At 68.4% G+C, this 12,455-nt stretch carries 9 protein-coding genes; 3 read left to right on the forward strand and 6 right to left on the reverse strand.

Annotation, left to right across the window (positions count from 1 at the left end; translation table 11 throughout):
* Positions 1–58: 58 nt before the first annotated feature.
* Positions 59–1,225, reverse strand: a complete 1,167-nt coding sequence (locus AC07DO_RS38875) for a hypothetical protein (RefSeq protein ID WP_479067079.1) — start codon at positions 1,223–1,225, stop codon at positions 59–61.
* Between the two features lie 127 nt (positions 1,226–1,352).
* Complete coding sequence (locus tag AC07DO_RS38880) at positions 1,353–1,508, reverse strand: hypothetical protein (RefSeq protein ID WP_479067081.1); 156 nt, start codon at positions 1,506–1,508, stop codon at positions 1,353–1,355.
* A gap of 1,021 nt (positions 1,509–2,529) precedes the next feature.
* Here AC07DO_RS38880 and AC07DO_RS38885 point away from each other — a divergent pair.
* From AC07DO_RS38885 to AC07DO_RS38895, 3 genes are all read left to right on the forward strand, one after another.
* Positions 2,530–2,793 carry a zinc finger domain-containing protein gene (locus AC07DO_RS38885; protein WP_479067083.1) on the forward strand — a complete coding sequence of 88 codons (264 nt, stop codon included), beginning with the start codon at positions 2,530–2,532 and terminating at the stop codon, positions 2,791–2,793.
* Positions 2,794–3,094: 301 nt separating this feature from the next.
* Entirely contained in the window at positions 3,095–7,666 is a 4,572-nt protein-coding gene (locus AC07DO_RS38890) for an SNF2-related protein (RefSeq protein WP_479067085.1), read from the forward strand.
* Positions 7,663–8,571 (forward strand): hypothetical protein, encoded by a 909-nt coding sequence (locus tag AC07DO_RS38895; protein WP_479067087.1) that lies wholly within the window; start codon positions 7,663–7,665, stop codon positions 8,569–8,571. The genes AC07DO_RS38890 and AC07DO_RS38895 overlap by 4 nt, the downstream gene beginning before the upstream one ends.
* 300 nt (positions 8,572–8,871) lie before the next feature.
* Here AC07DO_RS38895 and AC07DO_RS38900 read toward each other — a convergent pair whose 3' ends face one another.
* From AC07DO_RS38900 to AC07DO_RS38915, 4 genes are read right to left on the reverse strand one after another with little or no spacing between them, the layout of a single operon-like run.
* The gene (locus AC07DO_RS38900; RefSeq protein WP_479067088.1) at positions 8,872–9,681 is read right to left on the reverse strand and encodes a 3-deoxy-manno-octulosonate cytidylyltransferase; all 810 of its coding nucleotides are present in this window, start codon (positions 9,679–9,681) and stop codon (positions 8,872–8,874) included.
* A gap of 34 nt (positions 9,682–9,715) precedes the next feature.
* Positions 9,716–10,267, reverse strand: a complete 552-nt coding sequence (locus tag AC07DO_RS38905) for an NUDIX hydrolase (RefSeq protein WP_479067090.1) — start codon at positions 10,265–10,267, stop codon at positions 9,716–9,718.
* 5 nt (positions 10,268–10,272) lie between these two features.
* Positions 10,273–11,394 carry an adenosylhomocysteinase gene (locus tag AC07DO_RS38910; protein ID WP_479067092.1) on the reverse strand — a complete coding sequence of 374 codons (1,122 nt, stop codon included), beginning with the start codon at positions 11,392–11,394 and terminating at the stop codon, positions 10,273–10,275.
* Between the two features lie 31 nt (positions 11,395–11,425).
* Positions 11,426–12,424 carry an NAD-dependent epimerase/dehydratase family protein gene (locus AC07DO_RS38915; RefSeq protein ID WP_479067094.1) on the reverse strand — a complete coding sequence of 333 codons (999 nt, stop codon included), beginning with the start codon at positions 12,422–12,424 and terminating at the stop codon, positions 11,426–11,428.
* Positions 12,425–12,455: the final 31 nt, after the last annotated feature.

The raw sequence follows: 12,455 nt of genomic DNA on the forward strand, positions 1-12,455 counted from the left end.
ATATTTACGCCGACAGATCATGCCACGCGGAATCGCGAGCGACTGATGGATTGCCGGACTACGCCCCAGCATGTGCGGCGACGGCCGCGCTCCGTGCCTTGGGCAGCACGATTCCCTGGGCTTGAGCAGCCTGTCCCGGGCGGAGTGTCCACGGCACCGTGCCGGTGTCCGTCAGCCACTCATTCGCTAGGAGACGCTTTACGACAAACCCACGCAGCGGCCCTTTCAGTCCCCAGCCCAGGCCCGTGCACAACTGGGCGTACGAGGGGCCGTGTCCGTGCTCGGTCCGAAAGGCCACGGTGAACTCGGCGGCCTGTGGACCGCGATCAAGGTGTGCGTCTTTCCACTCGCCGTAGGCAGTCTTGACGGCCGGGGAGAAGAACTGGGAGTGGGCGGCGCTGGTGAAGGCTTCCGCGACTCGCTCCACGGGTAGGGCGCACACTGCGCAGAGCTCGACTGCCTCGGCGTGGCGTCGCAGGGCAGGGGTGGCCGTGTTTTTCCAGTGCTCCCAGGCAGCAGCATCGAACTGCGGCTCGGGAGTTGTGGTCTTTGTGGACCGTTCCTCCGCAGTGGGGTGGCGATGTCCCGACAGGTGCTGAACCACGGGGGCGAGAAGGAAGCGGTCCTCGGACAACTCGGCCAGGAAGCCCTTCTGCAGGAGGTCTGGCAGGGAGGCTCGGCAGGCTGCGGGAAGGTCCGGCGGGATCTGTCCGAGGAGTTTGGAGGTGCTGTGGGCAGCGAGGAACAAGCTGGCCAGCCGCGCGGCGGGAGGCAACTTCTTGACTGGCTTTGCGGACAAGGCCCGTGTGGTCCATCCGGACACCCGTGAGCGCGTCTGTTTTCCGAAGGGAAGAGGGTGATGGTTTTCCCGAGCCAGAGCCGGAACGGTGACCCGGATCGGCGTCGACGGATCACCTTCGAAGAGCTCGTCGTCCATCTGCCAGCCCAGGCCGCGCAGGGTGTCAACCGCTCCATGCGGATCACCCAGCTTCAAGGCGGACAGATCTTGCCCGGTGAGGTTTGCCGAACCGCCCCGTGCAGCGCGAATGGCCACCACCGCAGCGAGCAACTGAGCGTCGGGCCCGGGCAGGGGCAATGAGGCCACGTAGCTCAACAATGCGCGTGCGGCTTCCCCTTGCGTGGAGGTCAAGAGAAATGGCGGCGGCGGTGGCTCACCGGCGGGGGAAGTACTGACCTTGCTGAAACTGGATGCAGTCTGCGACACGGCGCGTTCAACGCGTACCCCGGACCCGGGTCACGCTCCATGCGCCATCTGGGCGGACCGTCGTGCCTGGCACCCCGGACCGGGCGGATACGGACGGGTAGGCAATCGGCAGAATCGCCGGTCAGGGTCAGGAGCCGAGCTGCGTCTTGATCTGCGTCTGCCAGACGGCGTAGGCGCGGTCGACGTGGAGGGCGGCCAGGTAGGCGGACAGCCGGTCGTCGTCGGCATCGGCCAGCGCGACGCGGGTGGGGGCGGCACGTGCCTGAGTCAGCCGGTCCTTCACCCGCCACCACTGCTGGTCGACCCGGCTTGCTCCTGGACCGTCTCGTACAGGGCCTGTAGCGCGTAGTGGCTGAGCGCACGTCGCCCGGAGTCACGTCGAGAGGGGGGATGGTGAGGTCGAGGGCGCTCAGACTCCAGATGTTGATCCGCACGACAATCCGCCGCAACGAGACCTCCGTCATTGGATGCCGAAGGCCGAGTCGTCGACGGCGGGCACCTCCTGACCGGGATGGGCTGGAGCGTTCGGGTCAGGGCGAGCAGGTAGGCCTGTTCCAGCAGTCAGGCCATGGGCCCGCAGGCGTTTTCGACTAGTGGAACGGGCAGTATTCCGGGATCAACACGAGGTCTTTCACGACGCGGTGTCAGCAGAGCCGGCCATGCTAGGGCTGACTGCCCGTTAGCTCGGCGCCCCTGCCTTGCGCTACTTTCAGGCGGATTTTGGCTACGCTGTGCGTGCAGCGCTTCGGCGCTGATTCTTTGCAGCGTGGGCGGTGTCGGCGTGTACGTCACATCGGCATCGCCACGTTGCGGTACAAATCCCCTCCATGGCGAGTACCACCCCCACTCCTCCCAAGTCGGCACGTGTGATCGCACGTCGGCGTAACGGAGCTGCCCGGCGCGTTGAGATCTCCGCCCAGGAGGTGGAGGAAGCGCTCCGGCTGCTGCAGCACGTGCCAACTCCCGAAGCCCGTCAGCTGCGGGACAAGTTCGCCGCCGTTCTCCAGCCGGTGTGCAACTGGGCATCGTCACGCACGGCGCCCTGCTCCAGCTACCCGGCCTGGGGCCCCTGCGGGGCGTTCGTTCGCGCGCCCAGGGAGCGCTGCGTCGAGCACGAGTGGCCGCTGCCCGCCGATGCCCCTGATCCCTTCCCGGACCGGTGCACTGTGACGCTGGACGAGGAACTTAAGGATTCCCGCTGGGTGCGCTACTCCCGCGGACTGCGCTGCCCGTTCGAACGTCGAGCGGGAAGTCAGCGGTGTGCTCACCACGATCCTCGCGCCGACGAGCGGTGCGGTCACCCTGTGGACGAAGAGGGCGTCTGTACGGCTCCGGAGGGAGGTTTCGCATGCCCGGACCACCGGTACGCGAAACTCGCGGTCTTCAAGAGCCAGCTCGAACAACTGCCGCTGACCCTGGATTGCGGTCAGTGCGGCGCGGCCTCAGGCGAGAACTGCACCAGCAAGAGCGGGCGGGCAGTCGCGTTCCACAAGAGCCGCGCCAGCGCCAGCAAGGGCCTGGAGACGCACGAGGAACTGTCCTGCGAGATCGAGTGGCTGAGCATGTGAGCGGGCGGGATCCGCGACGTCTGCGGCCCTCCCGCACGTTCTGACCTCCTGCTGGAACAAGGGCATGGGCGGGGAGGCGGCGTGCGCCCATCCTCCTGGCAGGTGAACCATCCGGCCCCGTTCTCTTGTCCCCCGAAAGAGTCGGTCACCGTGGCCGCGTTCGGGTTCTCCTGACGGGCCGTCGCGCGCAAGATCCCTGGACCACGGCGCCCTGTCGCCGACCTTGGCAGGTCGTGTTCGCGGAGCCCCGACTACCAAGTTGCTGATTTGCTAGCTATATCCCTATTTCTACGTTTTAGCCGTGAAGGTTGCGATGGCCTCTGTATCGCCGGATTCCACCGTCCGTGTGCCACGTCCCGCGTCCGGATCCCGTGTTGCTCTGGAGTCGGTGGATCCGCATGTTTTCTCCCGGCTCTTGGAGGCAGCGTGGGCGAACCGCCACTTGCCTCATGAGCTCGCCGCGGAGGCCGCCGCACGCGGGGGATCGGGACGCCTGGGCATCAAAGATCTGCGTCTGCTGTTGATGAGGGCCGCCTCGCTCCCCTCCGCCCAGGCGGCTGTCTCCGGCGCATGGGCGATCGTCTCGGCACGCCCCGAGCTGGCCACTTCCGTGTTGCATACGCACTGCCAGGACATCGGCGCCGCGTCGGCCTTCGTCATCCGCGAAGTACCCAGTGCGAACCCGATGTTGTTCAGCGCTCAGGCCGGGTGGCGGGAGCCCGGTTCGAGCACCCACGGCGCCGTGGTGACGCGTCCCAGTCGCAAGGCCGCCCACCAGTGCGCTGCCGTGAGCTTGCTCGGGCACCTCTGCGGGACCGAGCCCGTCGAGCAGGAAAGCAACCTGGCCGGGTGGGTACCCGCCGGCCGCTTCTCATCGGCCTCGCCGCCAGCCCAGGCACGGGATGCATCCTTCCCCGACCGCCTTCAACGGGCTCTGGAACGCCCCCGGATCGCGCCGGCGGAAGTGACCGAGATCGTCTTGCGGATCAACGCAGGCGAACTGATCCCACGCGACCTGCACGCTGTTCTGTTCACCGCCCGCGCGGCAGCGTGGCTGCCCGCCCGCGAGGCGGCCCTGGCCGCGGCTGGTGACCCCAGCGTCGCAGTGGCTGTGCTGACCCTGCATCAGTCACTGCGCCACGCGGCAACGCCGTCCTATACAGAAGAGGTACGCAAGAGCGAGCCCGGTCCACCGCTCTTTCGCATGCGCGCCTCCTGCACGATCGACGGACAGGAGATCAGCGAGCTCGGACCATGGCGCAACAACAAACGCCAGGCGCGCGGAACAGCCGCACACCGGCTCCTGGCCCAGCTGGCCGGCCTGCCGGTGCAAGCACCGCTGCCCCTCGAGGGCGCCCGACCGCTCCCGGCAACGAGCAGCGACCGCGCGCAGGAGGATGATCCACGGGAGCAACTGAAGGCCCTAGCCGAATCCGGTGCGATCAGCGAGCTCGTCTTCAAGGGCACGCCCGGCATCACAGGACTGGAGCCGCTGTTCGTGTCCGTCGCCGCGTGCGAACACCGCGGTGAGCTGCTCACCGCCACCGAGCGGGGGCTAGGCCGCTCCAGCACCCGCCTGTTGGCCGCGCGTCAACTGCTGCTCACCGTCCAGCGGGCCATGAAGGCAGGCCGAGGACTGCGCCTGGGCCGCATCCCAGTGCCGGAGCTCGGCGGCAAAAACCCGCTGATGCTTTTGAACGAGCTCAAACAGAACGGCAAGATCAACGAGTTGCGCATCGAGGACCCTGAGAAGGATGCCGCCGGATTCGTCGCACGGATCACCTGCAAGGCACACTCGGAGTGGCTGGAGGCCGTCGGCCATGGGCCCAATAAGCGCGAAGCGCAACGCCAAGCCGCTGAGGCTATGGTCGAATTGCTGGCCACACCCGTAAAGGGGCAGGGCCAAGACGAGAAGGCTCCCACAGCTGCCGCCCCGGCGGCTGCAGCAGCTGCCGGTGCGGTAGCCGTAGGCGCGCACCGAAATCCGGCCGGGCCCCTGGCGGATCGCGATGAGGCGGCAGCCGCCGAGGACGCACTCGTCAACCTGCTGCAGCAAGGCGTGGACATCACCATCGATGTGCAGGACGGCACCGGCCGCTTCCTGCTCTACCAGGCCGACGGGCTTCCGTTGCAAGCCACCTGCCACAAACCGATCAGAGGCTGCACGGCCGACCTCATCCTGCCCGGCCAGGGCGCTGCGGTCGGCCCCCGACCGGTGGAATGCTGGCAGCTACCCGTGCGGCTCATGGCCAACGCCATGGCCCGGACCTGTGACGGCGACAAGGTCGCCCCGTCCGTTCAACTGTGGCATCAGATGATCCATCTCGGGCTGGGCGTGGTGGCCGACGGCCGGGTGTATCCCACCCTGGACAGCAACGGCGCCGACGTGTGGCGCCTGGGTCCGCTCAACGAACACGAGCGCCAGCGCGCACGGCATCTGCGCCAGGCCATGGTGCCTCCCGCGCACTGCGGGGCAGCCACGGACACCCGGCCCTACCTCCTGTGGGCGCCGCGCGTCGCGGTCCGCGCCGGACTCGACGCGGTCGCCGAGGGAATGCTGCGCGGCCCCGGTACCTCAGCGGTCCTGGGGCATGCCCCGTTTACCACCCCCATCCCGCAGCAGCAGACCAGTTTTGCTCTGCGCCAGTGGGCCGACCGCGCTGAGGACGATCGCGCCGATACACCGGCCGTGGACCTGAAGCTGTCCGTCCAGGCCCCCAAGAAGGGCAGCCCCAACGACACGGAACTGCTGTGGGCCGAACTCCTGGTCGCCCAGCCCACCGCGGAGAGCCGCAAGCAGCAGCTATTCCAGCGGGTTACGCAAGTAACCGACGACGAGGCAGTGATGGGGCACATCCGCCGACGGCTGCGACGTATCGCCGAGGTGTGGGAGCCGGCCGGGCGGCTCCTCGACTGCCCCGTGCCCGACCGGTTCACGCTGCTCGTCAGCGAGGCCGTCCTGCTACTGGGCACCACGCGGGATCAACTGGAACGGGCCGGCCTGAGCGTGCACTGGCACCATCAGTGGACCGACCTGCTGCGCACCCGAGCAGTGATCGGAGGACGGCCCGACGGGTCCACAGCCGTGCCCCGGCCGAGGTTCTCCCTCGACGACGTGCTGGACGGCAGATGGCAGATGTCGCTCGGCGACGCCGACCTCTCCGACCAGGAGATGGACGACCTCGCCCAGGCGCCACGGCCACTGGCCAAGGTCCGGGGCCAGTGGGTGATGGTCGACAAGGACACCGCCCGGCGTGCCACCGACCGCCGCATCGGCCCACTCTCCTCGGACCAGGCCCTGCGCGCCTCCTTGACCGGGCATATCGACGTCGACGGGCAGAACATGCCCTGCGAGCCAGCGGCCGCGCTTGCCAACCTCGTGGACTTCCTGCGCACCGGCTCCCGCACCACCCCCGTCGCCGCGCCGGGAGCCTTGCAGGCCACACTGCGCGACTACCAGCATCTGGGGCTGGCCTGGCTGGCGAACACCACCGACGCGGGCTTCGGCGCGCTGCTCGCCGACGATATGGGCCTGGGCAAGACCCTGACCACTCTGGCGCTGCACCTGCATCGCCGGGAGACCACCACCCGTGCCACCGGGCCGACCCTGATCGTTTGCCCGGCCTCCGTCGTCATCAACTGGGAGAGGGAAGTCCGCCGGTTTGCCCCGACGGTGCCGACCCTGCGCTACCTGGGAGCCGACCGCACCCTCGAAGACGCGACCTCCCGCACGATCGTCATCACCAGCTACGAGACGTTCCGCCGCGACGTCGACCTGCTGGACCTGCTGTCCTTCGACCTGGTCGTCGCCGACGAAGCCCAGATGGTCAAGAATCACCGCACCGCCACCGCCCGCGCCCTGCGCCGCGTCCGGACCACCGCCCGGGTGGCACTGACCGGCACCCCGGTGGAGAACAACCTCACCGAGGCGTGGGCCCTCATGGATTGGCTCAACCCCGGCCTGTTCGGCAGCCAGCGCGTCTTCCGCGACCAGTTCGCCCGCCCCATCGAGGACAACATCGCCGACACCGAGCGCACCACACGGCTGTCCGGTCTCATGAGCGCGTTCATGCTGCGCCGCCGCAAGAGCGACCCGGGCATCCTGACCGAGCTGCCGCCCAAGGACATCCGGCCGCGCATCGTCAGCCTCAGCGACGAACAGATCCAGCTCTACCAACAGACCGCCGACGACACCCTCCAGGCGATCCGCGATGCCCAAGGCGTCCACCGCAAAGGCCTGTTGCTGGAGTTGTTCAATAAACTGCAGCAGATCTGCAACTCACCCGCCCAGTACCTCAAAGACCCCCTGGACGACGACTACAACCCCGAGCGGGCAGCATCCCGGTCCGGCAAGATCGGCGCACTCGACGACCTACTGCCCGCATTGACCGGCCCCGACGAGTCCACGCTGATCTTCACCCGGTACCGGTCCATGGCCAAGCTCCTCGTACGGCATCTGCGCGGCCACGGCCACGACCCGCTCTACTACAGCGGCGACATCCCCTCCATCCGCGAACGCCAGCGCATCATCGACACCTTCCAGACCCGCCCGGGCCAGCTCATGGTCATGACGGTCAAAGCCGGCGGCACCGGCCTCACCCTCACCCAAGCCAGCCACGTCGTGCTCTTCGACCGCCCCTGGAACCCCGCCAAGGAGAACCAGGCCATCGACCGCGCCCACCGCCTGGGCCAGCAGCGCACCGTCACCGTGCACCCCCTCATCACAGAGAACACCCTGGAAGACCGCGTCGACGAACTCCTCAACCACAAACGAGCCCTCGCCGACGCCGTGCTTGCCGACGGCTACTCCGCCCTCACCGAACTGACCGACGACCAGATCATCGACCTGATCGCGCTGGGAGCACAGCGATGACCCCAAATGCATGGGCCCACTCCTGGGAGACCATCCTGCGGGCCGCCGTCAACGACGAAGCACTCTGGCTCGCCGGCCACAATGACCTGTCCGCGGGCGGCCTCACCCACCTCACCCTCGAACCCGGCTGCGTCAGCGCCACCGCTACCGACCGGCACCACACCACACCAGCACAGCCGGTGATCACCGTGCCGGTCCTCACCGACGCCCAGACCTCGGCCTGGCAATCTGCCTCCCCGGCCTGCGGCCACCACCAGGCCATCCGCACCGGCAAGCTCCCCGAATGCCTCGCTAATCCGGCTCACACCGGCGGTGTGCCCATCCAGCCCGCGCCCGAAGAGATCACCTTCGGCTGCGACTGCGGAACCTCACCCTGCCGCCACATCGCCGCCCTCACCCACGCCGTCACCGCACGCCTGACCGCCTGCCCCGCCGACTTCGCCACGCTGCGCGGACTCCCCGCAGACCCCCCGCGACACCGCCCGGCCACCAGCACGGACCAGCCCGTCACCACCACCCGCACGACACCCGGAGGAAAGGTCCACATCCCTGCCCATCACGCATGGGCCTGGTACCGCGAATGCGTCCAACCACCCCTACTGCCCACGTGCACATCCAAGTTGACCGATGGGCCGGCGTCGGGGCTCCCGGCGCGACCGGCTCCCCCCGCACCTGCACCACAGGCTGAGCAGCTCCAGGCACTCATCCATGACGCCGCAGCACGAGCGCGGGCACACCTCCGCGACGCCACCCAGCTTGAGTGTTCACTGCATGAGGATGTACTCCGCCTGGCGGCCGCGGTCCCTGGAGTCCGGCTTCCCGAGACGGCCGAGCATCTAGGCATCGATATCCCCGATCTACGAGAGCAGATCTCGGCCTACACGCCTACGCCGCTGCGGCACTAAACAGGTACCTGCTGCACGACTTGGGTGTGAAGAGCACCCAGCGCAGACACCGCCATCCCGAACCTTGCCTCGTGCATCGCATAGCGCCGGTCCAGCTCGCCGTTCCCCGCGGTCCTGCTGCAGGCGCCACAGGTCCCTCATGAGACTGGCCTGGTTGATCAGATCAGTTGGTGGAAGGTGCCGTTCTACACGACACGCCCCCCTGCCCATCACCACGACTCGGTCGGCGACGTAGGTGAGAGCGGCGTGAGGCGGTCAGTTGCTCCACCGGAGGAAAGCGGCTCTCCTCCGACGTTGGCATCACGAGCCAGCGGACCACCCTGCCGAGCCACGCGCGGGGCACGCTGCGGCGTACTGGGCGAGGAGCCTCTCGGCTCGCGCCAGATCCTCTGGGGTGTTCACCGCGACACCGTCGTCGAGGACCGGGATCATCCGCACGGCGTGGCCGTGTTCGACGAACCGCAGCATCTCGACTCCCTCGGCGCGTTCCAGGGGCCCCTGCTGGAGCTGTCGGAAGCATTGGAGAGCTGGGCCGGTGAAGCCATAGAGGCCCAGCTGGCGGAGGTACTTCGGTCGGTCGCCCTTCGGGTAGGGGATCGGCTGGCGCGAGAACATCAGGGCCTCGGCCTGTGCCGCGACGACGACCTTGACGACGTTGTGGTCCAGGACGGCGCCGACGTCAATCAGCTCGGTGTACGCGTTCACGGTGAGCGTGCCCGGTGGTAGGTACTCCAGGGCCTCGGAGATGTCGTCGATGGCGGTTGGCGAGATGAACGGCTCGTCGCCCTGGACGTTGATGTATGCATCGGCCTGCAGGCGCTCGGCGACCTCCGCGACGCGATCGGTGCCTGTGAGGTGCTCTCCGGTACGGATGCAGTCGATGCCCAGTTGGCGGCACGCCGCTTCGATGCGTTCGTCGTCGGTCGCCACAACGGCTCCGTCGAGGCGTTTGGCCTCCAGACACCGCTGGTGGACGTGCCAGAGCAGCGGCTTGTCGCCGAGGCGGGCCAGTGGTTTGCCGGGGAAGCGCGAAGCACCCCAGCGGCACGGTATGACGGCGATGTGTCGGCGCGGTGTGGCGCCGGTCGGCTGGGCTGTGGTGGCGGCCACGGCGTCCTCCTGGTGGTCGGGTAGGGGTGGGACTTCAGGTCAGCAGAGCGAGCTTGGAGCGGACGCTGGCTGAAGTGGCGCTCGTGAACGGCCGCCATTCGTAGCCGTCGACCTCCTCTTCTTGGAGCGTCACAACGTGCTCTGCGCCGAGGTGGAAAGCCCAGCGGAAGTCCACGTGGTGGTGGGCCGGCTCGTCCTTTGAGGGGTTCGCGTCGATGGCGTGCACGTCGATGTCGAGGGGAACGTCCTCGTAGCCGGAGAGGGGGACGACGGCACTGGGCGGGATGCCGGCCTCCTCGTGCAGTTCGCGCAAGGCGGCATCGCGCAGGTGCTGGTCGTCCGGTTCGTTGTGGCCACCGGGCGCCAGCACTTTCCCGGACGCCTTGTGCACGATGTGCAGCACGTGCCGGTCGCCGTCTATGAGGATGGCGCTGCAGGTCACGTGGGCGGGGTACGTCTTGCGGTTCGTGGGGGCGTCCGTGGCGGCGAGCGCGGCGAACAGCGGGATGAGGGAGTCGCGCTCGTCCGGATGGCGGGCGAGGTATGACTCGGTGACGGAGCGGATGTGGTGGACGGAGGGGGCCACTGGGGTCACCTTTCGAAGTGGTGGAGCCAGGTTCTGGCGATGGCGCTGCGGTCGACCGTCGGCATCTCGTGCAGTCCGGGCTGGAAGCGAGCGTGGCTGAGCGCGGCGGTGGCGGCGAGTATCTCGGCCTGGACGAGGTGGATGTACGCGCCGACGGCGGCGCCGTGCACGAAGTTGACGGCACCGCCGTCGGCGAGCACGTAGAAGTAGTGGCCGGTGACCTCGTATCGCGTCAACTGGGCTTCGACTGTGCTGCGTTGGTAGAGGTCGTGGAGGCTGCCGAGTTCGAGTTCGTCCTCGGAGGAGGTCACCGATCCGAGGTACGCGCCGTTGCGCAATGCGGTGAAGTCTCCCTGTCGCAGGGCGAGATTGCCGGTGGCGCACAGGACGAGTTCCGCGTCGCGCACCGCCTCGGTGGTGGACGCGCTGGTGCGGAAGCCAAGGGAGTGCGCCTGCACCCGCTTGATCGGATCGCTGTCGTACACGGTGACGCGCAGGTCCTGGGCGCGCAGGGTCTGGGCGATGGCCCGGCCGATCTTGCCGAAGCCGATGACGCAGGCATTGCGGCTGGTCAGGATGTCCCCGCGGGCGCGTACGAGGGCGTCGGTGGAGAACACGATCGACCGGCCAACGAGGTGGTCTTCGCAGTCCTTGAGTGGGGAGCGGGCCACGGACACCACCGGGCACGGCAGGGAGCCGAGCGCCGCGTACCGCTGGTGTCCGTTCTCGGTGTCCTCGACGACGCCGAGGATGCGGCCGGAGAACTTGCTCACGAGGGTGTCAAGGCTCGCCGCGAAGTAGCCGCCGATGTCCACCAGGACGACGTCCCGGCCGCCGGCCGTGTCCTCCAAGTAGTCCAGAGCCTGGGTCTCGTCGGTGAATCGTTCCCGGGTGAGGTCGTGGACCGGGAGGGTGCGGCGGATGGCGTCGAGGGTCGGCTGGTGGACCGACCGGGGCTTGGGCAGTACGGCGCCGACCGTGGACACCGCGGTCATGGCGCGCAGGAACGCCGGCCGCTCGGGAAGCAGATGCGTGATGACCAGTGTCGTGATCGCGCCGCTCGCGGGAAACTGCGCGGTGATCTGCCGGAAGAAGGCGTCCAGCCGTGCACGCTCGGGACTTTCCATTGCGTCTCCTCTCGGGCTCCGGGGCGCGGAACTATGCGGCTCGGCTGTAGTTGGGGACCTGGGCGGCCAGAGCCTGCATGTGAGCGCGCAGCCCGTTGTGGAGGTCCACTCGCGGCTGCCAGCCGAGGACTTCTCGGGCACGGCTGGGGTCGGCGCGGGTGAGGAGGACGTCGCCGCTGCGCGCGTGGTCCTGCTGGATCTGGATGTCGCGGCCGATGAGGCTGGTCGCGATGTTGATCACTTCCAACAGCGACGCGTTCGACCCGCCGCCCACGTTGATCGCGCCCTGCGCGGTCGGCACGATAGCAGCGGCGATCGTGGCGGCGACCACGTCGTCGATGTAGGTGAAGTCGCGTCGCTGGTGGCCGTCTCCGTACAGTCGCAGCGGTTGTGCGGTCAGTGCCGCCTGCAGGGCGCGATGGGTGAACATGTCGGCGCGCTGGCGGGGGCCATAGACGGTGAAGTACCGCAGGGCGACGACGCTGGGACCGCTGGGGCGCTCGGCGTAGGCGAGGCAGAGCTGTTCCTCGGCCAGTTTGGTCACCGCGTACGGTGACGCCGGCTGCGGACGGTCGGCTTCGACGCTCGCGCCGCCGTCGGTCGGCCCGTAGACGCTGGACGAGGAGGCGACGATCAGCCGCGGAACGCCGATGCGGGTGCAGGCTTCGAGCAACCGGTGGGTGGCCAGCACGTTGGACGCGAGGTAGTCGCCGAACTGCGGACCCCAGGAAGGCCGTACGCCGGGAACTCCGGCGAGGTGGAAGACCGTGTCCGCGTCGATCAGGAGAGGGTCGATTGCGCAGTGGAGGAGGTCGGCGGTGACGTGGTGGTATCCCGGAAGGCCCCGCAGGGCGGCGAGGTTCGCGGCGGCCGTGGGGTCGGTGGACGGGTCGCGACGGTCGACGCCGATCACGGTGGTGCCGGCCTGGACGAGGACGTGCGCGAGGTGGGAACCGATGAATCCGGCGGAGCCGGTCACCACGGCCCGGCGGGGGGCACCGGGGGTCGGGGGCTGCTCGTGCTGCGGCACGGGAATCTCCAGAGAGGCGTGGTCGAAGGGG

Source organism: Streptomyces sp. NPDC045678 (assembly GCF_056432085.1).

Coding starts and splice junctions, on each gene's coding strand:
- AC07DO_RS38895 (WP_479067087.1), top strand. CDS start 7,663: ATGACCCCAAATGCATGGGCCCACTCCTGGGAGACCATCCTGCGGGCC.
- AC07DO_RS38910 (WP_479067092.1), bottom strand. CDS start 11,394: ATGGAAAGTCCCGAGCGTGCACGGCTGGACGCCTTCTTCCGGCAGATC.